General features: G+C 67.3%; 20 protein-coding genes and 1 pseudogene. 10 read left to right on the top strand and 11 right to left on the bottom strand.

All coding sequences use genetic code 11. The features are described from left to right. Nucleotides 1-7: 7 nt before the first annotated feature. The 5 genes from ACESLR_RS07345 to ACESLR_RS07325 all read right to left on the bottom strand — a co-directional run bounded on the left by ACESLR_RS07345 (nucleotide 8) and on the right by ACESLR_RS07325 (nucleotide 3,036). Complete coding sequence (locus tag ACESLR_RS07345) at nucleotides 8-1,000, bottom strand: NAD(P)H-dependent glycerol-3-phosphate dehydrogenase (protein ID WP_373024366.1); 993 nt, start codon at nucleotides 998-1,000, stop codon at nucleotides 8-10. Nucleotides 1,001-1,314: 314 nt separating this feature from the next. Next, a complete protein-coding gene (secB, locus tag ACESLR_RS07340) occupies nucleotides 1,315-1,839 on the bottom strand; it encodes a protein-export chaperone SecB (protein ID WP_373024315.1) in 525 nt (174 codons plus the stop codon). A gap of 114 nt (nucleotides 1,840-1,953) precedes the next feature. Next, nucleotides 1,954-2,244, bottom strand: a complete 291-nt coding sequence (grxC, locus tag ACESLR_RS07335) for a glutaredoxin 3 (RefSeq protein ID WP_373024316.1) — start codon at nucleotides 2,242-2,244, stop codon at nucleotides 1,954-1,956. Next, complete coding sequence (locus ACESLR_RS07330; RefSeq protein WP_373066916.1) at nucleotides 2,244-2,672, bottom strand: rhodanese-like domain-containing protein; 429 nt, start codon at nucleotides 2,670-2,672, stop codon at nucleotides 2,244-2,246. Before ACESLR_RS07330 ends, grxC begins: the two co-directional genes overlap by 1 nt. Before the next feature lie 28 nt (nucleotides 2,673-2,700). Further along, on the bottom strand, nucleotides 2,701-3,036 hold the full coding sequence (locus tag ACESLR_RS07325) for an ArsR/SmtB family transcription factor (protein ID WP_024327194.1): 336 nt from the start codon (nucleotides 3,034-3,036) through the stop codon (nucleotides 2,701-2,703). A gap of 73 nt (nucleotides 3,037-3,109) precedes the next feature. Here ACESLR_RS07325 and ACESLR_RS07320 point away from each other — a divergent pair, with 73 nt between their 5' ends. From ACESLR_RS07320 to ACESLR_RS07310, 3 genes are all read left to right on the top strand, one after another. Beyond that, nucleotides 3,110-4,291: a murein hydrolase activator EnvC family protein gene (locus ACESLR_RS07320; RefSeq protein WP_373024318.1), complete on the top strand. Its 1,182-nt coding sequence runs from the start codon at nucleotides 3,110-3,112 to the stop codon at nucleotides 4,289-4,291. Between the two features lie 121 nt (nucleotides 4,292-4,412). Beyond that, nucleotides 4,413-5,696, top strand: a complete 1,284-nt coding sequence (locus ACESLR_RS07315; protein ID WP_373024320.1) for a S41 family peptidase — start codon at nucleotides 4,413-4,415, stop codon at nucleotides 5,694-5,696. Nucleotides 5,697-5,716: 20 nt separating this feature from the next. Further along, nucleotides 5,717-6,259, top strand: coding sequence for a DJ-1 family glyoxalase III (locus ACESLR_RS07310; RefSeq protein ID WP_373024321.1), 543 nt, complete (start codon nucleotides 5,717-5,719; stop codon nucleotides 6,257-6,259). Nucleotides 6,260-6,513: 254 nt separating this feature from the next. Here the strand turns inward: ACESLR_RS07310 and recG are convergent, their stop codons facing one another. Further along, nucleotides 6,514-8,679: an ATP-dependent DNA helicase RecG gene (recG, locus tag ACESLR_RS07305; protein ID WP_373024322.1), complete on the bottom strand. Its 2,166-nt coding sequence runs from the start codon at nucleotides 8,677-8,679 to the stop codon at nucleotides 6,514-6,516. Continuing rightward, nucleotides 8,600-8,989: a RidA family protein gene (locus ACESLR_RS07300; RefSeq protein WP_373024323.1), complete on the bottom strand. Its 390-nt coding sequence runs from the start codon at nucleotides 8,987-8,989 to the stop codon at nucleotides 8,600-8,602. The genes recG and ACESLR_RS07300 overlap by 80 nt, the downstream gene beginning before the upstream one ends. Nucleotides 8,990-9,218: 229 nt before the next feature. On the opposite strand from ACESLR_RS07300, the gene ACESLR_RS07295 reads away from it, so the two are divergent. Next, nucleotides 9,219-9,686, top strand: coding sequence for a CopD family protein (locus ACESLR_RS07295; RefSeq protein ID WP_373024324.1), 468 nt, complete (start codon nucleotides 9,219-9,221; stop codon nucleotides 9,684-9,686). Between the two features lie 5 nt (nucleotides 9,687-9,691). Here the strand turns inward: ACESLR_RS07295 and ACESLR_RS07290 are convergent, their stop codons facing one another. Then, nucleotides 9,692-10,189, bottom strand: a complete 498-nt coding sequence (locus ACESLR_RS07290) for a DUF3293 domain-containing protein (RefSeq protein WP_373024325.1) — start codon at nucleotides 10,187-10,189, stop codon at nucleotides 9,692-9,694. A 158-nt stretch (nucleotides 10,190-10,347) separates the two neighbouring features. Between ACESLR_RS07290 and ACESLR_RS07285 the strand changes: the two genes are divergently transcribed. Further along, the gene (locus ACESLR_RS07285; RefSeq protein ID WP_373024326.1) at nucleotides 10,348-12,078 is read left to right on the top strand and encodes a diguanylate cyclase domain-containing protein; all 1,731 of its coding nucleotides are present in this window, start codon (nucleotides 10,348-10,350) and stop codon (nucleotides 12,076-12,078) included. Nucleotides 12,079-12,082: 4 nt separating this feature from the next. On the opposite strand, the gene ACESLR_RS07280 is transcribed toward ACESLR_RS07285, so the two are convergent. Continuing rightward, the gene (locus tag ACESLR_RS07280; RefSeq protein ID WP_373024327.1) at nucleotides 12,083-14,953 is read right to left on the bottom strand and encodes an EAL domain-containing protein; all 2,871 of its coding nucleotides are present in this window, start codon (nucleotides 14,951-14,953) and stop codon (nucleotides 12,083-12,085) included. A gap of 201 nt (nucleotides 14,954-15,154) precedes the next feature. Then, complete coding sequence (gene cls, locus ACESLR_RS07275; protein WP_373024328.1) at nucleotides 15,155-16,576, bottom strand: cardiolipin synthase; 1,422 nt, start codon at nucleotides 16,574-16,576, stop codon at nucleotides 15,155-15,157. A gap of 120 nt (nucleotides 16,577-16,696) precedes the next feature. On the opposite strand from cls, the gene parC reads away from it, so the two are divergent. After that, entirely contained in the window at nucleotides 16,697-18,958 is a 2,262-nt protein-coding gene (parC, locus tag ACESLR_RS07270; RefSeq protein ID WP_373024329.1) for a DNA topoisomerase IV subunit A, read from the top strand. Between the two features lie 111 nt (nucleotides 18,959-19,069). Then, a complete protein-coding gene (gene htpX, locus ACESLR_RS07265) occupies nucleotides 19,070-19,957 on the top strand; it encodes a protease HtpX (RefSeq protein WP_373024330.1) in 888 nt (295 codons plus the stop codon). A 141-nt stretch (nucleotides 19,958-20,098) separates the two neighbouring features. Here htpX and ACESLR_RS07260 read toward each other — a convergent pair whose 3' ends face one another. Beyond that, on the bottom strand, nucleotides 20,099-20,779 hold the full coding sequence (locus ACESLR_RS07260; protein WP_373024331.1) for an MBL fold metallo-hydrolase: 681 nt from the start codon (nucleotides 20,777-20,779) through the stop codon (nucleotides 20,099-20,101). Between the two features lie 371 nt (nucleotides 20,780-21,150). Between ACESLR_RS07260 and ACESLR_RS07255 the strand changes: the two genes are divergently transcribed. The 3 genes and pseudogenes from ACESLR_RS07255 to ACESLR_RS07245 all read left to right on the top strand — a co-directional run. Further along, entirely contained in the window at nucleotides 21,151-22,626 is a 1,476-nt protein-coding gene (locus ACESLR_RS07255) for an ATP-binding protein (protein WP_373024333.1), read from the top strand. Continuing rightward, nucleotides 22,623-24,041 carry a sigma-54-dependent transcriptional regulator gene (locus ACESLR_RS07250; protein WP_373024334.1) on the top strand — a complete coding sequence of 473 codons (1,419 nt, stop codon included), beginning with the start codon at nucleotides 22,623-22,625 and terminating at the stop codon, nucleotides 24,039-24,041. Before ACESLR_RS07255 ends, ACESLR_RS07250 begins: the two co-directional genes overlap by 4 nt. Before the next feature lie 308 nt (nucleotides 24,042-24,349). Continuing rightward, a pseudogene (locus tag ACESLR_RS07245) lies at nucleotides 24,350-24,533 on the top strand (hypothetical protein); the annotation flags it as partial.

Raw genomic sequence — 24,533 nt, 5'->3', positions numbered from 1 at the left:
CGGAGGATCATCCCTCTTCGCGGGTGGGATCGCGCTCCAGCAGGCGGCGCACGGTCTCGCGGACCGGGCGGCCCTGGTAGAGCACCGCGTGGACCTCGGCGCAGATCGGCATTTCCACCTCCAGCGCCCGGGCCCGGGCGACGGCGACCCTGGCGGTCTCCACACCCTCGACCGACTGCCCCACCCGAGCGCGGGCGGTGTCGAGGTCCAGCCCCTCGCCCAGCATCCGGCCCAGACGCCGATTGCGTGACTGGTTGTCGGTACAGGTGAGGATCATGTCCCCCAGCCCGGAGAGGCCGGTGAGGGTGGTTGGGCGGGCCCCGACCGCAGCGCCGAAGCGCTGGATTTCGGCCAGTCCGCGGGTCATCAATGCGGCGCGGGCATTGGCCCCGAATCCGGCGCCATCGGCGATACCGGTGGCGACCGCCAGGACATTCTTCAACGCGCCGCCCAGTTCCACGCCGACCACGTCGGTATTGCGATACAGGCGCAGCGAGCGTCCGTGCAGGGCCTCCACCAGGCAGTCCATGTGGCCCTCGTCGCTGGAGGCGACGGACAACGCCGTCGGCTGTTCCTGCGCGACCTCGGCGGCGAACGAGGGACCGGAGATCAGGGCTGGCGGGCGCTCCGGGCCCAGTTCCTGCTCCGCGATCTCGTGCAGCCAGGCACCGGTGGCGGTCTCCAGGCCCTTGGTGGCCCAGGCCACCACCTGCTCGCGCCCAAGCCGCGGGGCGAGCCAGCGCAAGGTCTCGCGGAAGGCACCGGAGGGGACCGCGACCAGGACCAGATCGCGGTCATCGACGCTCGCGCGGTCGGCCGTTACGCGCAGGTTGTCCGGGAAGCGCTCGCCCGGCAGGTAGCGGGCATTCTCGCGCTCGTGCTCCAGCCGCGCGGCGGTGGCGTCATCGCGCACCCACAGGGCAACGTCGTCGTGCAGGCGGGCCGCATGCAGCGCCAGCGCCGTGCCCCAGCAGCCACCTCCGAGGACCGCGATGCGCATCCTAGGGGAACACTGATTCATGTACACGCTCGCGCTCGAGCCGCTTTTGCGTGCGAACAAGGCGCGGTGACTGCCGTGCAGTCATTCTGCACAAGGGAACCGCAACGCCGTTCCCACGCCCGTTTTGGTCAACAACGGGCGGCCGAGCCCCTTCGTTTATGGATTTGTGGGGTTGGCACCCCAGGTTCCCCGATCCTGCGTTGCGTCGCTTGCGGGTAGAACCACTACCCGCTGGGCGACGCGCCTTGTCTCGGAAAACCTGGGGTACCAACGCGAGTGTGTACATGAATCAGTGTTTCCCTCGGCGCCTCGGGTCAGGCCGGCTGGCTGGGTGCGGCCTGCTCGCCGCCGGCCTGTTGCTTCTGTTCCTGCAAGTGCTGGGCGTACAGGGATTCGAAGTTGACCGGCTGCAGCAGCAGCTGCGGGAACCCGCCCTTCAGCACCAGATCGGCGACGGTCTCGCGGGCGAACGGGAACAGCACGTTCGGGCAGTAGGCGCCGAGGAGGTGGTTGCGCTGGTCCTCGGGGAAGTTCCGCACGATGAACACGCCCGCCTGCTTGATCTCCACCAGATAAGCGGTCTTGCCGTCGGATTCGGTGGTCACGGTGAGGCCCAGTTCCACCTCGAAGGCCCCGGCAGCCTCGTCGATCGGACGCGCGTTGGTGTTCAGCTGGATGTTGGTCTCGCCCTTCCATTCGCGCATGAATACCTCGGGGGAGTCCGGGGCCTCGAACGAGAGATCCTTGATGAAGACCTTCTGGATGGAGAAGTCGGGGCGATCGTTCTGTTCGCCCTGCGCCGCGCCGTTGCCGCTGTTCGGGGAGTTTTCTTCAGCCATGGTGTTGTCTCGCAGTCGTCTTGAATCGGAGTATTGTAAGGGGGATGGGCAGGTGCCGTGCGGGGGCGATGTGGCCCCGGGGACCGGAATGGCGCGCGTTGCCGGCGCCGCCGGTTATCCGGGGGTGTGGTCGGCCTTCGGCCCGACCCCGGCGTCGCTGGCCAGGCGCGCCAGTTTGCCGCTGGCATCCATTGCTTGCAGTTCATCGAAGCCGCCGATGTGGGTCTCGCCGAGGAAAATCTGCGGGACCGAGGTGCGGCCGCCGGCGCGTTGTTCCATCTCGGCGCGCAGGCCCGGTTCGCGGTCCACGGCGTACTCCGCGAACGGGTAGCCGCGCTGGTTGAGAAGGCGCCGGGCGAGCAGGCAGAACGGGCAGCGCCCGTTGGAGTAGACCTCGAACTGCATTACTTCTTCTTGATGGGCATGTTGGCCGATTGCCAGGCCTGGATGCCGCCCTGCAGGTTGACCACGTCCTGGAACCCGGCTGCGGTGAGCTGCTGGGCGGCGCTGGCCGAACGGTTGCCGCTGCGGCAATACACCACCACCGGCTTGTCCTTGTATTTCTCGATGTCGCCCATGCGCTTTTTCAGGCTGCCGAGCGGGATGTGCTTGGCACCGCCGATGCGCCCCGCGGCGACTTCGTTGTCCTCACGCACGTCCAGTACCAGGGCTTCATCCTGGTTGATCACGCGCACCGCTTCCGCGGGCGGGAGCGAGCGATACTTGCGGTTCAGGCGCCGCAGCTCGACGAACAGGATCATCCCGATCACTGCCAGCAAGGCGCCGGTCAGGACGGGATGATTGGAGAGAAATTCGGGCAGGCGTTCAAGCATTCGGGAGACCGGATCGGAGGGGTGATTGTCAGGAACTGCAGAAAACGTCCTGCATCATACCGATCAGGCGCAGGGTCCGGGAGTCCCCCACCCGGTAGTAGACCCGGTTTGCGTCCTTGCGCGTGGCGAGAATGCCCTTGTCGCGCAGGATGCCCAGGTGCTGCGAGATGTTGCTCTGGGACGTCCCAACCTGATCGACGATTTCCTGTACGCTGATTTCGCGATCACCGAGAATGCAGAGAATCTTCAGGCGCAGCGGATGGGACATGGCCTTGAGCGAGCGCGAGGCACGCTCGATGTCCTCGTCCTGGGACATCAGGCCGTCTTCGACGTACAGATCGTCTTCAACCGTTTCGTTGCTCACGGCACACCTCTCTTGCGAGCGAGGGGAATCCTCGCAACCGGGTCAGAATATAAGAACCTAAACGTACCCCGATATGCGAATCTGCGCAATCTCGAGTCACTCATGCGGTTTCCGCGCCCTGTTCTGGTGCGTGTTCCTGGTCGGCTTTCTGCCCCCGTCCGGGGCGGCGGCCCTGGAGCCGGAGGCGGAATTGCGCGAGACCCGCGATGCGATCCAGGATCTCGAACGCAGCCAGGAAGAACGCCAGGCGGCCCTGCAGGAGCTGGAAGGGTTGCTTGCGGATGCCGCCCGCGGGACCGAGGCCTCGCGCCGGGAGTTGCGCGAGTTGGCCCAGGCCCGTTCGCGGCAGGAGACGGTGGTCGCCGATCAAGAGGACCGTGTCGAGGCGGCCCGTGAGCGCCTGGAGGATGAACGCCGCGCGGCAGCCCGGCTGGTGCGCGATCAGTGGCAGCGCGAGCGCCATCCCGGGCGCATTGACGGGCAATCCGGTGGGGGCCGTCATCAGGCGGTGTTCGCCGCGCGCATTCGCGACGCGCGGGAGGAGGCACTGGAGGTGCTGCGCGACCGGATCGAGGCCCTGGAAACGGCGCGCGAGAATCTGGAGCGCGAACGCGCCGTGCTGGCGGAGCAGGAAGAGCAGGCCCGTGCGGCGGTTGCCGACCTCGAACGCGAGGAAGCGCGCCAGCGCCAGGCGATGGCGGAACTGGAGGTGGCCATCGAGGACGAATCCCTGGAACTGGAACGGCTGCAGCGGAATGCCGAGACGCTGGAGGCGGTGATCGAGGAGGTTGAGGCGCGCAGCGCGGCACGCGCCGAGGCCCCGGACGACTCAGCCCCCGCGCAGCCGGATGTGGCCTTCTCCGAACTGGAGGGCGAACTCCCGCGCCCGGCGGACGGCCGGGTGGTCCGCAGCTTCAATGACTCCCGGGGCAGCCGCCTGCGCTCGCGCTGGCGCGGGACCGTGCTGGACGTGGAGAACGGCGCGGCCGTGCGTGCGGTACATTACGGGCGGGTGGTCTACGCAGACTGGATGCAGGGCTATGGCTTCCTCGTGATCGTGGATCACGGCGAGCGTTATCTGACGCTTTACTCCAATGTGGAGGAAATCCTGGTGGCCGAAGGCGACCGTGTCGGCGCCGGCGAGCAAATGGCCGTGGCCGGCGAGGGCAGCGAGGCGATCGCGCCTGGTCTGTACTTCGAGATCCGTCACAATGGCGGGCCTTTGAACCCAGAGGGCTGGTGGCCCTCTCAGTAGGGGGGATGGAATGTGACTCCGTTTCGGCAAAAGTCCGGTCAGCGGCATGCATTCGGGCACCCGTCACAACGCTGGTGCTACCATCTTCACAACTAGTCACCTCATGTAACGAGGAAAGGTAATGAGCAAGTCTTGTCGCACCGGATACGCCCTGATCGTCGGACTGGTCGTCGGGGTCATGTTGAGTGTCTCGGTGGCCGTGTACGCCGACCGCGACAATGGCGCGCAATCCGCCCTGCCGGTAGAGGATCTGCAGCGCTTCACCGACGTGTACATGCGCATCAAGCGCAATTACGTCACCGAGGTCGATGACGAGGATCTGCTGGACAGCGCGATTGAGGGGATGCTGTCCGGTCTGGATTCGCACTCGGCCTATCTGGACGAGAAGGATTTCGAGGACATGCAGGTCGGGACCTCCGGCGAGTTCGGGGGTCTGGGCATCGAGGTGGGCATGGAGGACGGCTTCGTCAAGGTGATCGCGCCGATCGACGATACCCCGGCCAGCCGTGCAGGCATCGAGGCCGGCGACCTGATCATCCGCCTGGACGGAGAGTCGGTGAAGGATATGTCGCTGTCCGACGCGGTTGCCAAGATGCGCGGCGAGAAGGGCTCGGATATCACCCTGACCGTATTGCGCGACGGCGAGGACCGGCCGATGGAGATCACCATCACCCGTGACGTGATCCAGGTGCAGAGCGTGCGTTCGGAGGTCCTGGAAGACGGCTACGGCTACGTGCGCATCAGCAACTTCCAGCAGCGCACTGCGCGCGACCTCGTGAAGGCCGTCGAGGATCTTCAGGAGGAGGACGAACTGAAGGGGCTGGTGCTGGATCTGCGCAACAACCCCGGGGGCATCCTCAACGGGGCCGTGGGTGTATCGGACGCCTTCCTCGAAGAGGGTCTGATCGTCTATACCGAGGGCCGGCTGGAGGACTCGCAGTTCCGGTACCAGGCCTCGCCGGGTGACGTGCTCAAGGGCGCGCCGATGGTGGTGATGGTCAATCGCGGGTCGGCCTCGGCCTCCGAGATCGTGGCCGGCGCGCTGCAGGATCACAAGCGGGCCGTGGTCATGGGGCAGAACACCTTCGGCAAGGGGTCGGTGCAGACCATTCTGCCGTTGACCGAGGCCACCGGAATCAAGCTGACCACCGCGCGTTACTTCACCCCCGAGGGTCGTGCGATCAACGAGGACGGAATTGATCCCGACATCCGCCTGCAGCAGCTCGTGGTGCAGCGCTCCGACAACGAAGACGGCGGTGCCCGCATGGGCCGCGATGGCCTGCCGGAGGCCGTGGACGGGAAGGATGACGATGATGACGATGACCAGGCTCTGGCTGAGCGCGACTATGGGCTGAGCGAGGCGCTGAACCTCCTGAAGGGGCTGGACTTTTACAACCGCCGCTGAGTGTGACCGACGGAGGATTGATGCCAAACGTACTGGTGCCCCTGGCTGCCGGGGCCGAGGAACTGGAGGCAGTCACGATCATTGACCTGCTGCGGCGGGCGCAATTCGAGGTCACCGTCGCCGGGCTGGAGCCCGGGCCGGTGACCTGTTCGCGGGGCACGGTGATCCAGCCGGATACCACCATGGACCAGGTGCTGGATACTACCTTTGATCTGATCGTGTTGCCCGGAGGGCTGCCCGGGGCCAATCACCTGCGCGATGATGCCCGGGTTCAAGGGATGCTGCGCGCGCAGGCCGAACGCGACGGCTACCTGGCCGCGGTTTGCGCTGGGCCCAAGGCGCTGGCCGAGGCCGGACTGCTGGAAGGTCGCACGGTGACCTCCTTCACCGGGGCGCTGGACGACGCCGGAATCCCGTCCACCGGGGCCCCGGTGGAGGTCGACGGGCGACTGGTCACCGGGCGTGGCCCGGGGGCCGCGATGGACTTCGCGCTGACCCTGATCGAGCAGCTCGCCGGCCGCGAGGCCCGCGATGCCGTCGAGGGCCCGCTGCTGCGCCCCTGATCCTGTCTTCACCGCGAAGCGCACGAAGCCACGAAGAAGGCCTACTTCAAGGGCGGCTTGAGCCACCGAGGGTACAGAGGACACGGAGAAAGCCAGGGTTCAAGCGGAAAGCAGATCGAACTCCGCCTTCGCCATCCAAGCATGACCCATTTCCTCTCTTTTCTTCGTGCCCTTCGTGTCCCCTGTGGTGAAAGGCTTTTGACCTTCTTCGTGGCTTCGTGCGCTTCGTGGTGGATCTGTCCTTTGACCTTGGGCTATCCCACCGTGGCGTAGCGGGTGGCGGTGCCCAGCCAGCGTTCGATCAGGGCACCGGCGCGGGCCGGTTCGGTATCGACCTGTGCGGCCAGCGTGGTGGCCTCGTCCAGCAGGTCCTGATCGCGGGCCCAGTCGGCGACGCGAAAGCTGCGATCGCCGGTCTGGCGGGTGCCCAGCAACTCGCCGGGGCCGCGCAGCTTGAGGTCCACCTCCGCGATCTCGAAGCCGTCGTCGGTGCGCCGCATCGCCTCCAGGCGTTCGCGGGCGGTCTCGCCCAGCGGCGGGCGGTAGAGCAGCACGCAGGCGGAGGCCGTATTGCCGCGCCCGACCCGGCCGCGCAGCTGGTGCAGCTGTGAAAGCCCCATGCGTTCGGCGTTCTCGATGATCATCAGGCTGGCATTGGGGACGTCCACGCCGACCTCGATCACTGTGGTTGCCACCAGCAGGTCGATCGCGCCCGCGCGGAAGCGCTCCATCACTGCGTCGCGCTCGGGTCCCTTCATGCGTCCGTGGGCCAGTCCGATGGTCAGTTCCGGCAGCGCCGCGCGCAGGCGTTCGGCGGTGGCCTCGGCGGATTCCGCCTCCAGTTGTTCCGATTCCTCCACCAGCGGACAGACCCAGTACGCCTGGGTACCGGAGCCGCAGGCGGCGCGGATGCGTTCGATGACCTCGTCCCGGCGCTCGTGGCTGATCAGCGCGGTGCGCACCGGGGTGCGCCCGGGCGGGCGCTCGTCGATGACCGAGCTGGCCAGTTCCGCGTACAGGGCCATCGCCAGGGTGCGCGGGATCGGGGTGGCAGTCATGATCAATTGGTGTGGCATCCGGTCGTTGCCCTTGTCGCGCAGGGCCATGCGCTGGTGTACGCCGAAGCGGTGCTGTTCGTCGATGATCGCGAGCCCCAGGTGGCGGAACCGGACCTCTTCCTGGAACAGGGCGTGGGTCCCGATCGCGACCTGGCGCTGCCCCCCGGCCAGTTCCGCGAGCAGCTGGCCGCGTTCACCGGCGGTCTGGCGCCCGCCCACCCAGGCGATCTCCACCCCCAGGGGCTCCAGCCACTGGGCGAGGTTGCGTCCGTGCTGGCGGGCCAGGAGTTCGGTCGGGGCCATGAAGGCGACCTGATAGCCGGCCTCCACCGCCGCCAGGGCGGCGGCGACCGCAACCAGGGTCTTGCCGGAGCCGACATCGCCCTGGACCAGGCGGTTCATCGGTTGTGGCCGGGCAAGGTCGGCGAGGATCTCGCCGGTGACGCGCTCCTGTGCCCCGGTGGGCTCGAACGGGAGCTGGTCGCGCAGTTGTTGCCACAGCCGGCCCGGTGGCTGGATGACCGGCGCGCGGCGTGCGTCCTCGGGCATCCGGCTTTGTTGCATGCGCGCGAGCTGGTGGGCGCACAGTTCTTCCAACGCGAGGCGCGTGCGCGCCGGACTCCGATTCTCCGGGGTATCAAGGGCGCTCAGGGCCTCGGCCTGTGCTGGCGGGTGGTGCAACTGTTCCAGCGCGGCGTGCAGGCCGGGAAGGCCATGCCGGGTCAGCTCGGGCAGCAGGTCGGGCAGGGCCTGCATGCCCGGCAGGGCGTGCGCGACCAGCTGGCGCAACAGTTTCTGCGAGATGCCTTCGGTGGTCGGATAGATCGGGGTCAGGTGCGACTCCAGCGCGGGCGGGGTATCGCCCACGGTCTGGAACTCCGGATGCACGCATTCCAGCGCGCCGGGCATGCCGCGTGGCTCGCCGAAGGCGCGGATCCGCGTGCCCGGGCTCAGGCGCCGTTGCTGGTTGGCGCCGAAGTGGAAGAACCGCAGCAGGATCCGGGCCTGGTCGTCGGCCAGGGTCACCACCAGCATGCGCCGGCGGCGGTGGATCACCTCGGCCTGGGTGACGTGGCCCTCGAACAGCGTGGCTAGCCCCGGGCGCAGGGCGGCGATCGGGGTGAGTCGGGTGCGGTCCTCGAAGCGCAGGGGCAGGTGAAACAGCAGATCCCCGGCCTGTTCCAGGCCCAGGCGTTCGAGGCGCTCGGCCACGGCCGGACCGACGCCCTTCAGCGTGGTGAGCGGGGCCTGAAGGTCCACCGGTCGCGCTCGCGCGGCGCGATCAGCCGCGCGGGCACCAGGCGATGGCGTCCATCTCCACCTGGGCGCCTTTGGGCAGGGCGGCCACGCCGAGCGCGGCACGCGCCGGGTAGGGCTCGCCGAAGACCTCGCTCATGATCTCGTTGACCAGTGGGAAGTGGGTCAGGTCGGTCAGGAAGATGTTCAGCTTGGCGATGTCGGCGGTGCTCGCGCCCGCCGCCTCGAGGACCGCCTGGAGGTTGGCAAAAACCTGGCGAATCTGGTTCTCGATGCCGCCGCCGATCAATTCCATGGTGGCCGGGTCCAGCGGGATCTGGCCCGAGAGGTACAGGGTGTCACCGGTGCGCACGGCCTGCGAATACGGGCCGATGGCGGCCGGGGCGTTTTCGGTCTGGATGATCTCGCGCGACATGCGGGCTCCTCGTGCAGGCGGGTTCGGGGCTCGAACAGGCGAGTCGCCTGTTGCTGACGCGTCATTCTAGGGAAACGCTGATTAATGTACACATTCGAGGGGGCAACCCGGGTTTCCCGGGGGGTGACGCCGATGACTTCGCCCCTCCGGGGTGGCGGGGCCTCGGCAGCGCGGCGCCAGGATGGATACACTGCGGCCCCATCGGACAACGTGACAGAGGAAACAGGCAATGACGGGATACGCACTGGCAAACGTGCTGCATGTTCTGGCGGTGGTGATCTGGGTGGGGGGCATGTTCTTCGCCTACATGTTCCTGCGCCCGGTGGCCGGGCAGCAGCTCGAGGGGGCGGCCCGGCTGAAGGTGTGGGAGGGCGTGTTCGCACGCTTTTTTCCCTGGGTCTGGGTCTCGGTCCTGGTAATCCTGGTGACCGGCCTCTACATGATCTTCGGGGTGTTCGGCGGGATGGGGGACGTGCACCCCAGCGTACACACCATGCTGCTGCTGGGCCTGGTCATGATGGTGATCTTCGCTCACGTGTTCTTCGCGCCGTTCCGCCGGATGCGCCAGGCCATCGCCGCGAACGACACCCAGGAAGGCCTGCGCCGGTTGGGTCAGATCCGCATCCTGGTCGGAATCAACACCGTGATCGGCTTGGCGACCATCGTGGTGGCCTCGGGCGGGCGCCTGCCGCTGTAAGTGCGCTACCGCGCCAGCGCCGGGTGCCACACGAGCCGGGGTGTGGCGGGCGGTTCCAGCAGGACCGCGGCGTTCTGGCCGAAGGCCTCCAGCCAGCTTGCGAGCAGGTTGTCGGGCAGGTCCGCGATCGCCAGGGCGGGTTCGTCCGGCCATTGGCCGTCCGGGTCGCGGTTGCGGGCCGGCCAGGCGCGCAGGCCGTGTTCGGCCACGGCCCGTTCCAGTTGACGCTGGCGTTGCGTGTTTTCCGCGTTGGCGAGCGGGCGGCTGCCCGGGTTCCAGGCGGTTAGCAGCACCAGCCTCTGCAGGCCGTGTGCCGCGATCCAGGCCGCGACTTCCTCCGCCGGCCGGTCGATCTGCAGGCTGCGTGGGCCGTCTCCGGTATCCAGATGGTAGTCGGCCCTGCGGTAGGCCCGCTCCAGTTCTGCCAGCCGCCGCGCTGACAGGGGCGCTTCCATGCGTTCGCGGCCTATCCGGTCGCGGCCCTCTCTTGTATTGACAGACATCTCGCGGCACCCTTCCGGCTGGATCGTGCAGATGTGATCGATCAAACCGGGGTAACGGGATGCGCGTCAAGGATGTGACAGCGGTTGGTGGTGCCTGGCTGGCCGCCGGCGCGCGTGCATCCATCGTTCCTCCGATTCCCCGGGCGTATTGAGCCGCGATGTCCCCGCGCCCCTTCGTTCCCGGTCTGACCAGTGCCTTTGTCGTGGTGCTGTTGCTGGTCGCGGTGGTCGCCGTGGCCAGCTGGCTGCGCGTGCAGCAACTGCAGAACGATGTCCAGGCACTCACCGAAGAATACGTGGAGAAGGTGGACCGCGTACATCGCATGCGCAGCCTGGTGCGCGAGCGTATGCTGCGTGCCTCTCTGGTGATCAGCGCCGAGGATCCGACCCTGCAGGATCGCTACAACCGGGAATTCCGCGAACTGGCCGAGCGCTTCCTGGACGCACGCGCGGGTGCCGAGATGCTGGCCCGGACGCCGCGTGACGCCACGTTGCTCGCGGAACTGCGCGAACTGACGGCCACCGGTGCCCCGATTCTCTCCGAACTCGTGGATATCGCCCTGGCGGGCGGGCGCAACGAGGCGCTCGCGATCCTGTATGCCGATGCGATGCCGGTGCAGGAGGAGGTCCTCGATCAGATGGAGGCCATCCTCCGGGCCTTCGAGCGCGACAACGAGGAGGCGGTGACCGCTATGGCGCGGCGCCACGAACAGGCGCAGCAGGTGACCCTGGTCGCGACGGCCCTGACCGTGCTGATCATGCTGCTCATGTGGATCCGGGTGCGGCGGCGGATCTGGCGCGATCATGACGCACTGCGCCAGGAGTTGGAGGGGCGGCAGCACGTCGAGGCGCGCCTGCGCGAAACGCAGGCCGGACTGGAGGCGGCGGTGGCCCGGCGCACCGCCGCACTGCAGGAGACCACCGAGCGCCTGGAGGAGGCCCAGCGGATTGCCGGGGCCGGGTACTGGGACTGGGATATTCGCGGGCAGCGCATGAACTGGTCGTCACATGTCTACGAGCTGTTCGGTCTCGACCCCAAGACCGAGAGTGCGGGCTTCGAGGCGTACATGCGCGCTATTCATCCGGAGGACCGCACGCGGGTACGGCGTGCGACCAACGAGGCCCTGGACCGCGAGACCTTCTACCGGGTGGATCATCGCGTGGTGCGCCCGGACGGCGGGGTTCGCCATGTCCGGGTGGAGGGCGAGATCGACTGCGATGCCGAGGGACGGGCGGTACAGGTGCTGGGAATGGTGCGCGACATCACCCGCGACAAGGCCTCGGAGGAGCGCCTTTGGCACCAGGCGCACCACGATTCCCTGACCGGGCTGCCCAATCGCAGCCTGTTGCAGGAGCATCTGCAGCAGGCCCTGCGTCGGACCCAGCGTTCCGGCACCGGACTGGCACTGGTGGTCTGCGACCTCGATGGCTTCAAGCCGATCAATGACCGCCTCGGGCATGATGCCGGCGACGTGATGCTGGTGACCGTGGCGCGGCGCCTGCGCGATGGGGTGCGCGACAGCGATGTGGTCGCCCGCGTGGGCGGCGACGAGTTCGTGCTGTTGCTGGAGAACGTCCGCGACCCGGAGGCAGTGACCGGTATCGGGCTCAAGCTGATCGAGCGCTTCGAGGACCCGGTGGAGGTGAATCGCGAGGCGGTTCGTGTCGGGCTCAGCATGGGGGCGGCGTTCTATCCCGGGGACGGCGACGATGCGGAGGCATTGCTGCAGAGTGCGGATCGCGCGATGTATCTGGCCAAGGAAGAAGGCGGCAGCCGTATCGTGCTCTACCAGGAGAGCCCGGATGCCACGCGTCGTGAGACGGATCTGGAGCTGCGCCGGCGCGGCGCGCTGGGATGCGGGCTGGAGGACCCGTCCGCAGGCGACTGAGGGCTCACAGCGGATCCAGCCGTGCGACGAGTTGGTCGTGGGACAGCGGTTCGCTGAACAGATAACCTTGGAAGTGCGTGCAGCCCAGGGCCAGGAGCTGTTCCCGCTGTTCCGGGTGTTCTACGCCCTCGGCGATCACGTCCAGTTCCATATTGCGCGCGATGTCCACGATGTTCTCGATCAGCGTCCGGTCGCCGCCCGCCGCCAGTTCCTGGACAAAGGACTTGTCGATCTTCAGCTCGTCCACCGGGAGATCACGCAGGTAGGCCAGCGAGGAGTAGCCGGTGCCGAAGTCGTCCAGGGCGATGCGGACCCCCAGCCGGCGCAGTGCACCGAGCTTGGCCATGGCATCCGGCAGGTCACGCAGCAGGCCGGATTCGGTGACCTCGAGCGTCAGCGCGTGACCGTCCAGCCGGTATCGGCGCAGGCGGGCATGGAACTGCTCGACAAAGTCGGGGCGCGAGAGCTGCCAGGGTGAAAGGTTCAGGGCGAGCCGCGGTGGACGCAGGCCCCCGCTCTGCCACTGCGAGAGCCGGTCCAGGGCGTGATCCAGGACCCAGTTGCCGATCCTGTGGATCAGGCCGGTCTCCTCCGCCACCGGGACGAACAGGTCCGGAGGGACTGTGCCCAGTTCCGGATGATCCCAGCGAAGCAGGGCCTCGATGCCGATCAAGCGGTCGGCGGCGTCGACCTGTGGCTGGTAGTGCAGGTCCAGTTCGCCGCGCTCCGCCGCCTGGCGTAGGCCGTCCTCGATCTGCAGTCGGGCATGCGCCTCGTCCTGCAGGGCATGGCGGTAGAACTGCACGCCGCCGCGGCCGGCGCGCTTGGCCTGATACAGGGCGATATCGGCGTGGCGCAGGGCATCCGCCGAGCTCTCGCCGGCATCCGGATAGCACACGCACCCGAGGCTGGCGCCGACGCCGAAGGTGCGCTCGCCAATAATGATGGGGCGTTGCAGGGCCTCGAGGATATGTTCGGCGATGGTCAGGAGCTCGGACTCGAGCGCCAGCTCGCGCGGGGGCAGCACCACGGCAAACTCGTCGCCCCCGAGGCGCACGATCAGCGCGTCCTCGGGGGCGTGGCCGCGCAGGCGGTCGGCGACCGCGCCCAGCACGGTGTCCCCCACCGCGTGGCCGAGCGCGTCGTTGATGGTCTTGAAGTGATCCAGGTCGATCAGGATCAGCCCGCCGTGCAGCCCGCCGGCGACGGCCTCCTCGATATGCCGGGTCAGATCATCGTGCAGGCGGGTGCGGTTGGCCAGCCCGGTCAGGGCATCGTGGTAGGCCAGGGCGTGGATATGCTCCTCGGTCTGCAGGCGTTCCAGTTCGGCGCCCGCGCGGTCGGCCATGATCCCGAGGATCTCCATCGCCTTGTCGACATCCTCGACCGGGTGGCGGTTGACCATCGCGATGTGCCCGAGCAGTGTGCCCTGACTGTCCAGCATCGGGGCGCCGAGGTAGCTCTCGGCCTCCATTTCCACCAGCATCTCGTCGCGCGGGAAGCGGCGCTGTACGTCGCAGGGATAGATGCAGGCCCCGATATCCAGTACGCGTTCGCAGGGAGTTTCGGCCAGGTCGTAGCGAAAGTTCTCCACGATGCGCCCCTGGGCGCACAGGGCAACGGTTTCGATCACCCCGGGCTGGCCCGGGGCCTCGGCGCCGATCAGGGCATAGTCGGCTTCGAACAGATTGCTCAGCTTGAGCACCAGCTGCTGGAAAAACTCCTCGCGGGAACGCGCCTGCAGTCCCTCGGCGATCAGGCGCAGGGCCTCCTCGCTGCGGTGCGCGGCGGTGATGTCCTCCTGCATCACGATCACGTCCTGTACTTCGCCGCGCGCATCCTGCAGCGGGTAGATGCAACCCCTCAGCCAGCGTTCGCCGACAGGGGCGGGGCTGTCCCTGTCGCCGGGTGCGTCGGAGGTGTCCGGAGGCGTATAGGGCAGGGGGCCGATCTCGCGGTACTGCCCGCGCAAGGCGTCTTCGAACGGCGCGCGGAGCTGGCGGTCAACGGCATCCGCGCGCTCCAGGACATTGCCACCCGCACGGGCGGCCTGGGCGCCGTGCATCCGCGCCCAGGCCGGGTTGCTCTGGCGAATCTCGCCCTCGGGCGTGAGCACCTGGATGCCGATGGGCGACTGTTCCACCAGGGCGCGAAAACGGCCTTCCGAGTCGCGCAGGCGTTCGCCGGTTTCGCGGTTCAGTATCAGGCTCATCATCACCACCATCACGACGTAGCCGAACGGCGCGAGCTGCGGCATCTCGAACACGCCGGAACGGGCCAGTACGCCCTGTACGGTGAACAGCACGAAGATCCCGATCCCGGCCAGCAGGAGCAGGGTGGTGGCCTGGTGGTGGCGTCGGTAATGCCGGATCAGCGTGGCCAGCGCAAAGCCGAACACCAGGAAGACCACGACAACGCCGAAGCCGAACCAGGGGCTGATGGTGCCCACCGCCAGGGCCACGGTTTCACCCCAGGGCAGTTCCAGGATGCGGAGTTCGTCGATGCTGCGGAACTGCATGCTGTAGGGCTGCAGGGTGTTGACGATCCAGAGGATCACCAGAAGGACCAGCAACCCGGTGATCAGTCTGCGGGCGGGTGTCTGGGTGTGGGCCGCGACGAAGGCGGCAAACAGCACGTAGAACGGGCCCAGCAGATAGACATTCAGCGTGAGTGCGCGGGTGTAGGCGTCGATGCTGTCGGCCTGGTACGTCTGCGCTGACCCGATGGCGAGCAGCACCATCAGGGCGCACATCGCGGCGAACAGCCGGTGTTCCGTTCGCCGTGCGCTCTGCCAACTGTGCAAAAGGTGGCTCATGGTGGCGTAGGCCGCCAGGCCGGCAGCCAGATAAAGCGAAGGAGCCAGAACGCCGTTCATTGGCCCTCCGTTGCGGTTTCCGCGTGTCGTAACATCCCTTTACCCCCCCTGCGGCGAAGCGCTCCGGGCCTGTCAGGTGTGTTCATGTGCCCTGTCGCTACAGTACAAAAGACCACGCGCGCGCGCCCCGGTTCGTGCGCCGGCCGGGCCGTGCCAGGCTAACGCCGTCTCCATGTCTGCGGATGGCCCAGCGGACCCGGACTAAAGATAAGGTGTGAGCAGGCGCGCGGCGCCGTCGCGCAGCTGTGCGGGCAGTGGGCGGGCATGAACCTCGTCGAGTGTCAGGGGATGCGATTGATCGCGCAGATGGTCGGCCCAGGTGGCCAGCTCCCCGCCCAGCCCGGCGTCCAGACATTCCAGGTTGAACTCGAAGTTCAGGCGCAGGCTGCGCGGGTCCCAGTTGGCGGAGCCGACCAGGGCCCATTCGCCGTCGACCAGCATCAGCTTGGCGTGGTTGAAGGGGGGTGGTGTCAACCACAGGCGGCAGCCGCGCTCCAGCAACTCGGCCTGCTGCGGGCGGCTCGCCCATTCCACCAGCCGCAGGTTGCTGCGGGACGGAATCAGGATGTCGACCTCCACGCCGCGCAGCGCCGCAGCCTTCAAGGCGCCGGTCAGTGCCACGTCCGGCAGGAAGTACGGGGTAACGATGGTGACCCGTTCGCGCGCCTCGGCCAGGGCCGACTGCAGGGTGAAGTTCAGGACCTCGAAGTCCTCGTCCGGGCCGTCGGGCAGACCTCGACAGGCGCGGGCCCCGGCGCGCTCGACGTTCTCCGGGAACCACTGCGAACCGTCCAGGCGTTCGCCGGTGGCGAACAGCCAGTCTTCCACGAAGACCCGCTGCAGCTGGCTGCAGGCCGGGCCGCGCAACTCGAAGTGGAGGTCGAGTATCGGGCGCGGCCCCGGGTCGGTGTGGCTGTGACCGCGGCGGATGTTCATGCCGCCGGTAAAGGCGCGGGTGCCGTCGATGACCAGCATCTTGCGGTGGTTGCGCAGATTGAATGCGGCCAGACTGCGCGGGAGGTGCACGGGCATGAATGCAGCGGCCGGAATGCCCGCCCGGCGCAACTGGCGCAGCGTGTTGCGGCGGCTGTAACGGGCCCCGATGGCATCGATCAGGATCCGCACCTGAACGCCCCGGTCCTGTGCCTGCTGCAGGTGGGCGATGAAGCGTTCGCCTACCCGGTCGTAGTCGAAGATGTAAGTGGCCAGGGTGATGCTGTACCGGGCTGCGTCGATCGCATCGAGCATGCGGGCATAGGTGCGGTCGCCGTCGAACAGCGGTTCGATGGCGTTGCCTCCCGCCAGGCGAAACGGACTCAGGCGATCACCGGAATGCAGCAGGCGCCGCCAGCGTTCCGGGGGCTCGGCAAGGGTGGCTTTGCCGGCGCTGGGGTCGGCGATCAGGTAGCCCTCGCGCAGCGCATGGGCCCGCCGCCGGATGCGATTGACCCCGAACAGCCAGTACAGGAGCGAGCCGCCCAGGGGCAGCAACACGATCAGCCCGACCCAGGCGATGATGGTCCCGGTGTCGCGTCGTTGCAGCAGCGCGTGCACCACGCTGATCGCCGCCAGGGCAAAAACGACGGCGGCGACGATACTGGCGATCCAGCCTGTATCCGGCACGAACGGACTCCTTGTGTGCGTTTTCCGACCGCCCCGTGGAACGTCGGGCGCGTGCCCGCTACAGTACGCGGGCCCGGCCCGGCGTAAAACCCCGGCCCATCCACGTCCGCGAGACCGCCGATGACCGATATCGAAACCCCCAGCCTGTTCGCCAACAGCGGCGAGCAGCTACCGCTGAAGGACTTCACCGAGAAGGCGTACCTCGACTACTCCATGTACGTGATCCTGGACCGTGCGCTGCCGCATATCGGCGACGGCCTGAAGCCGGTGCAGCGGCGGATCATCTACGCGATGAGCGAGCTGGGACTTTCTGCCACCGCCAAGTACAAGAAGTCGGCGCGCACCGTGGGCGACGTACTTGGCAAGTTCCACCCGCACGGGGACTCGGCGTGCTACGAGGCGATGGTCCTGATGGCGCAGCCGTTCTCCTATCGCTATCCGTTCGTCGACGGGCAGGGCAACTGGGGCTCGCCCGACGATCCGAAGTCGTTTGCGGCGATGCGCTATACCGAGTCGCGCCTGTCGCGCTACGCCCAGCTCCTGCTCTCCGAACTCGGGCAGGGCACGGTCGACTGGGTGCCCAATTTCGACGGCGCGCTGGAGGAGCCGAAGATGCTCCCGGCACGGCTGCCGAATGTGTTGCTGAACGGTGGCTCCGGGATCGCGGTGGGCATGGCCACCGACATTCCGCCGCACAACCTGCGCGAGGTGGCCGCCGCCTGCGTGCACCTACTGGAACACCCGAAGGCAACGGTGGCCGAGCTGTGCGAACACCTGCCGGCGCCGGATTTCCCCACCGAGGCCGAGATCATCAGCCCGCCGGCCGACTTGCGGAAGGTCTACGAGACCGGGCAGGGCTCGATCCGCGCCCGCGCGCGCTACGAGCGGGAAGGCGACGACATCGTGGTGACAGCGTTGCCGCACCAGGTCTCCGGGGCCAAGCTGCTGGAGCAGATCGCCAGCCAGATCCGGGCCAAGAAGCTGCCAATGGTCGAGGACCTGCGCGACGAGTCCGATCACGAGCACCCGACCCGCCTGGTGATCACCCCGCGTTCGAACCGGGTGGACGTCGAGGCGCTGATGGCGCACCTGTTCGCGACCACGGACCTCGAGAAGACCTACCGCGTGAACATGAACGTGATCGGCCTCGACGGCCGGCCGCAGGTGCGCGACCTGGCGGGGCTGCTGGGCGAGTGGCTGGAGTTTCGAATCGAGACCGTGCGCCGGCGTCTGCAGTGGCGCCTGGAGAAGGTGCAGGCCCGGCTGCACGTGCTGGAAGGCCTGCTGATCGCCTATCTCAACATCGACGAAGTGATCGCGATTATCCGCGAGCACGATCAGCCGAAACCCGAGTTGATGAGCCGTTTTGGCCTCTCGGATATCCAGGCCGAGGCGATCCTGGAGCTGAAGCTGCGCCACCTGGCGAAGCTCGAGGAGATGAAGATCCGCGGCGAGCAGGACGAGCTCTCGAAGGAGCGCGACCAGCTGGAGAAGACTCTGGGCTCCGAGCGTCGCCTGCGCACCCAGGTGCGCCGCGAGATCGAGAAGGACGCCGAGGACTACGGTGACGAGCGCCGCTCGCCGCTGGTTCAGCGTGCGGCCGCACAGGCGCTGGACGAATCGGCGCTGGTGCCCACCGAGCCCCTGACCATCGTGCTCTCGGAGAAGGGCTGGGCACGCGCGGCCAAGGGCCACGACGTGGATGCCACTGGCTTGAATTACAAGGCGGGGGATGCCTTTCAGGCCGCCGTGACCGGGCGCAGCAACCAGCCGGTGGTGTTCATCGACTCCACCGGGCGTACCTACACCATCGCCGCGCACACCCTGCCGTCGGCGCGTGGCCAGGGCGAGCCATTGTCGGGCCGGGTGAACCCGCCGGAGGGGGCGCGCTTCGTCGGCATCGCCACCGGGGCGGAGGAAGATCGCTGGCTGCTGGGCTCCGATCACGGCTACGGCTTCATTGCGAGGCTTGGCGATTTGCTGGGTCGCCAGAAGGCCGGAAAGAGTGTGCTGAGCGTGCCGGCCGGGGCGGCCGTGCTGCAGCCGGCGCCGGTGCGCAACCCGCACGAGGATCACATCGCGGTGGTCACCACCCGCGGCTACCTGCTGGTGTTCGTGGCGAGCGGTCTGCCGGAGCTGGCGCGCGGCAAGGGCAACAAGCTGGTGGGTATCCCGTCGGCCGCGCTCAAGGATGGCTCCGAGCGGGTGCTCGGGGTGGCCGTGTTGGGGCCGCAAGACACCCTGATGGTGCATGCGGGCAAGCGCTTCAAGGCGCTGGCACCGGCGGAATGGGCGGAGTATGTCGGCGAGCGTGCGCGCCGCGGACGCCAGCTCCCGCGTGGTTATCAGAACGCGGATCGACTGGAAGTGCGTCCGGCCTGAACCAGGAGGCGTGCCGGTGGTCAGTGATGCGGGCGGCGCTTGAATTCGCCCGCGCTGCCCCGACTATTGCGTCAACCCCTGGCATTGATTGATGGAGTACAGGAAAGCTTCATGAAACGTATTGTGCTGTTTCTGGCGACCAACTTCGCCATCCTGATTGTCCTCAGCATCACCCTTCGCATCCTCGGGGTGGAAAGCATCCTCGACGAGCAGGGGGTCGATCTCGACCTAACTGCATTGCTGATCTTCGCCGCCGTATTCGGTTTCGGCGGGTCGTTCATCTCGCTCGCCATCTCCAAGTGGATGGCGAAGAAGACCATGAAGGTCCACGTGATCGACAAGCCGCGCAACGCCACCGAGCAATGGTTGCTGGAGACGGTGCAGCGTCAGGCCAAGCAGGCCGGGATTGGCATGCCCGAAGTGGGGGTCTACGACTCGCCCGACCCGAACGCCTTTGCCACCGGCATGAGCAAGAACAACGCCCTGGTGGCCGTGAGCAGCGGGCTGATGCAGAACATGGGGCAGGGCGAAGTCGAGGCCGTTCTGGGGCACGAGGTCGGCCACGTCGCAAACGGCGACATGGTGACGCTGGCGCTGATCCAGGGCGTGGTGAACACCTTCGTGATCTTCCTGTCGCGCGTGATCGGTCACTTCGTGGACCGGGTGATTTTCAAGAACGAGTCCGGTCACGGGCCGGCGTTCTGGATCACCGCCATCGTGACCGAGATCATCCTCGCGATTCTGGCCTCCATGATCGTGTTCTGGTTCTCGCGTCAGCGCGAGTTCCGTGCCGACCAGGCGGGTGCCCGCTTCGCCGGACGCGACAAGATGATCGGGGCACTCGAGTCGCTGGCGCGGGCCTCTGGCCGCCCGGTGGACATGCCCGACCAGATGGCGGCCTTCGGGATCCGCGGCGGTATGGCCCAGGGCCTGAAGAAGCTGTTCATGAGCCATCCACCGATCGAGCAGCGCATTGCCGCGCTGCGCGCCAACGGCTGAGCGCCGCTTAGGGGGTCGTATGAGGGCCGTTCTTCGGGGCGGCCTTTTGCGTTCGCGGACCCTTGCCGTCTGACGGAGCGGTACCAACCCGGTGCAGGTGGTGACCGGGGAGCCCCGCGCTCGGGGGAGCCGCCACCACGATCAGTAGTAGCGCCCGCGTCCGGGTTCGCCGCCGGCGGCGAGGGCCGCATCCCCGACGAAGGGATTGCTGCGGCGTTCCTCGCCAAAGGTGGACTCCGGCCCGTGGCCGGGCACGAATCGGGTGTCGTCGCCCAGCGGCCAGAGTTTGTCAGTGATGGATGCGATCAGCGCGCGTCCGTTGCCGCGGGGGAAGTCGCTGCGCCCGACTGCGCCGTGGAACAGGACGTCCCCGACGAGGGCAAGCCGGCTTTCGGGGTCGTGGAAGATCACGTGGCCGGGGGTATGCCCGGGGCAATGCAGCACACGGAGCGTGGTCTGTCCCAGATCGACGGTGTCGCCGTCTTCCAGCCACTGGTCGGGCACCAGCGGCGGGATCTCCGGGAAACCAAAGATCTGCGCCTGGGCCGGGAGCTGGTCCAGCCAGAAGGCGTCGTGGCGATGCGGCCCGATGACCGGAACGCCGGTGCGGGCCGCCAGGTCGGCGGTGGCCCCCACGTGATCCAGGTGGCCGTGGGTTAGCAGGATCTTCTTCAGGTGAACGCCGTGGTCGCGGGCGATGCGCTCCAGGGTCTCGGCATCCGCGCCGGGATCCACCCATGCCGCCGCCCCGGTGTGGTCACACCAGATCAGGGTGGCGTTCTGCGCCAGCGGTGTGACGGGGTGGCTCAGGTGACGAAGCATGGCGGTGAATCCGTGAACGCAGTCGACTTTTGGCGAGTCCCCGGCGGCTCGTGCACGCACCCGGGAATAGATTTGGCACAAGCGCGTCTTAGGAGGTATGCAGGTCTTCAATGGTACGTGATGTGACGAGACGGTGAAATTTGCGACCCCCTGCGCTTTCACTGGTTGACAATAATATCGTCATATTAGAAGATTTGCATACACTAATCGCTGTCCCCCCTGGCAGCGGTTAGTGGACTCCTCCATCCTCCTTTGGTGGTTTTCTTGGCGCGGGCTTTGACCCGCGCTTTTTTTTGCCCGCAATTCGCCTCGCGCGGTCCGGCGTGTCTACCATACCCCTCCCCGAAAACTCTGCGGATTGCCAACCTCCCATGCCCCGACGCCTGAACAGCCTGCGCACCGCGGTGTTGTCATTCGTGTTGCTGCCGCTCTTGTTGTTGATGGCGGCGGTGGTGGCGCTGGGGCTGCGCGAATTCCAGATCCAGATGGAGAATCGCATGCAGGAGGATATCGAGCTGGTGGCGCGCTCGATCCGTCTGCCGGTATCCAGTGCGATGCTGCAGGATGATGTCTCCGGTGTGCAGGAGTCGCTGGATTCGCTGTTCCAGATCGAAGAGGTGTTCGGGGTGTACGTGTATGACGCGGAAGGCGGGATGGTGGCCTCCAGTGGTCCGCCCAGTCCGACCCTGCAGCGGCGCGGGGAGGCCCGTGTCATCAGCGAGACCGGGAGCCTCGGCGCCTTCGGCGAGCATCAGGGTCGCGAGACCTTTTCCTTCTTCCTGCCGCTGTCCGATCCGGCCGGGCGGATCGTGGGACTGTTGCAGGTGACCCGTGACGTCACCCCGTTCCGTGCCTTTGTGGCCCAGCTCCAGTGGCAGGGCGTGTTGATGATGCTCGCGGTCAGCATTCTGTTCCTGCTGGTCGTGCTGCTGGGGTACCACCGCGCCGTCGGCCGGCATGTCTCGCGGCTGATGCTCGCGATGCATGCGATCGGTGATGGCCAACGTGGCCTGCGTGCCCCGGAGGACGGGCCGTCGGAGTTGCGCGGGCTGGCAGTGTCAATGAACCGAATGATGGAGCGCCGCGAGGCGTCGGAGGCGGAGCTGGAGGCACGGCGCCACGAGCAGGTGCGCCTCGAGGAGAAGTTGCGGCACTCGGAGAAGCTGGCGGCGATCGGTCAATTGGCGGCGGGCGTGGCACATGAGCTGGGAACGCCGCTCGGGATCATTGCCGGGCGGGTACAGCGCGCTGTCCGGCACCTGCCGGAGGCCGACCCCGCGCGCAAGGAGATGGAAGCGTTGCAGGCCGAACTCGAGCGGGTGGAGACCATTGTGCGGCAGTTGCTGGACTTTGCCCGCCGCAATCCGCTGCAGGAACGCTCGCTGGATCTCGCGCAACTGGCCGGGGATCTGGTCGAGCGGGTGCGGGGTCGCCATACGGCGCGCGCGGTGCGGTTCCGTGTCGAGGGCGCGCCTCTGGTAGTGGCGGCCGACCGGCTGCGTCTGGGCCAGGCGCTGGAGAATCTCCTGGAAAACGCGGCGCAGGCGGCGGCGGAGGAGGTCCGGGTCCACTGGCAGGTGGAAGACGGCCGGGCCGTTCTGGTGGTTGCCGATGACGGTCCCTCTGCCGGGCGCGGGATCGACGACGAGCAGGCGGCACGTCTGTTCGAGCCGTTCTTTACCACCAAGCCCACCGGCGAGGGAACTGGACTGGGGTTGGCTGTTGTCCAGGTGGCACTGGAAGATCACGGCGGTACGGTAATGCTGGATCGTAGTGTGGCCGGGGAGACCCGGTTTGTCGTGTCCCTTCCGCTGACCACGGACAATGAACAGGAAACAAGTCCATGAATGCGCCCCAACACGCCCCCCGCGAGGCGGTCCTTGTCGTGGAGGACGACCGCGGGCATCGCGAGTTACTGAACGAGGAACTGACCGAGGCGGGATACGTTGTCACGGCGGTGGGAAGCGCCGAGGATGCCACGCAGGCGCTCGCGCAGGAGGCGTTTAGCCTGGTGGTGAGTGACCTGCGCCTGCCCGGCGCCGACGGCTTCCAGGTGCTGCAGGAGGCACGTGCCCGAGTGCCTGCGCCAGGTTTCATCATGCTTACGGGGTTCGGGACCATTGACCAGGCAGTGGCCGCGCTGAAGGCGGGGGCCGACGATTTTTTGACGAAGCCGGTGGATCTCGATCATCTGCGTTTGGCCGCGGACCGCGTGACCGAGGCGCGACGCCTGAAGGACGAGGTGCGCCGGTACCGTGAGGTACTGGCGCAGTCCGATGGTTTTCACGGCATGCAGGGACGCAGCCCGGCGATGCTGCGGCTGTTCGAACTGATCCGGCGTATCGCGGTCGCCGACGGCAGTGTCCTGATCACCGGCGAGTCCGGGACCGGCAAGGAGTTGGTGGCGCGGGCCCTGCACGCGGAAAGTGATCGCGCCGCCGGGCCCTTCGTCGCGATCAATTGTGCCGGTATCCCCGAGGCCCTGCTGGAGTCGGAACTGCTGGGGCACGTGGCGGGCGCCTTCAGCGGTGCCAAGGGCGCACGCCGCGGCCTGTTCACGGAGGCCGATGGCGGAACCCTGTTCCTGGACGAGATCGCCGAGATGCCGGTGGCGATGCAGAGCAAGCTGCTGCGCCTGTTGCAGGACGGGCGCGTGCGTCCGGTGGGTGCCAACGAGGAAATCGAGACGGACGTGCGGATCGTTGCCGCCACCCACCAGGACCTGCAGGCGCATATCGCCGAGGGCCGTTTCCGCGAGGATCTCTACTACCGTCTGGAGACCTTTCGCATCGAGATCCCGCCGTTGCGCGCGCGTGGCGACGACATCGAGCACCTGGCCCTGCAGTTCCTGCAACAGCAGGCGCTCGCGCGCAGCCTGCCCGAGCGGCGGCTGAGCCCGGAGGCCCTGCGCGCACTGGTGCGCTATTCCTTCCCCGGGAACGTGCGCGAACTGGCGAGCCTGATGGAACGCGCCGCCACCCTGGCCGCGGGCGAGGTGATCGAGACCCGCGATCTGCCGGAGCGCGTGTTCGAGGGCGGGGGCGAGAGCCCCGGCGCGCCGAGTGGTGACGGGCCGGATGCGGGTGCACCGGTCCCGGGGATCGGCGACGACTGGCAGTGGCCGACCCTCGAGGAGCGCGAACACGACTACATTCAGCGGGTCATGGAGCATGTTGACGGCAACAAGCAGCGCGCCGCCCGGATCCTCGGCATCGGCCGCAAGACGCTTTATCGCAAGCTCGGGGAATCCGACCCGTCGTGACATCCTGACCCGGATCGGTCTGACTCATGTGTCATTCTGACTCGGTTTTCCGTTGCCTTTCGCGCGAGCAGCGTACGCGAATATATTGCCTATCTGTCTGTTTTATAGGATCCAATCCGGATAAATTTCATTTTGGCACGGCGTGTGCTCCTCCTTTGGACAGCAATCGAGGAATCAGAAACGTGATGCCGTCTTCATTCCTCCTCACACGGTTGCGCGGAGCGGGCGCTACGTCACCGGACCCCGTGGGGCGATGGCGGCCTCGCTCCAGGATCCGAACGAACCAATGGATACAAAGGAGAAAGATGATGAATATGCGCAAGACGATGCTCGCAATGGCCCTGACCTCGCTGTTCGCCGTGGGTGGCGCGGCCTCTGCCCAGGACGGTGGCGGCGGTGACATGGGTGGTGCCCAGGGTGGCCAGCCGCCGGCCCAGGAAGGCGGTGCTGGCGGCGGTGCCGGTGGTGCTGGCGGTGGTGCCGGTGCCGGTG

It is taken from the genome of Thioalkalivibrio sp. (genome assembly GCF_041685615.1).
Lineage (GTDB): Bacteria > Pseudomonadota > Gammaproteobacteria > Ectothiorhodospirales > Ectothiorhodospiraceae > Thioalkalivibrio.
The sequence above is the reverse complement of the archived record's forward strand: the minus strand, read 5'-3'. Positions and strand labels throughout refer to the sequence as shown.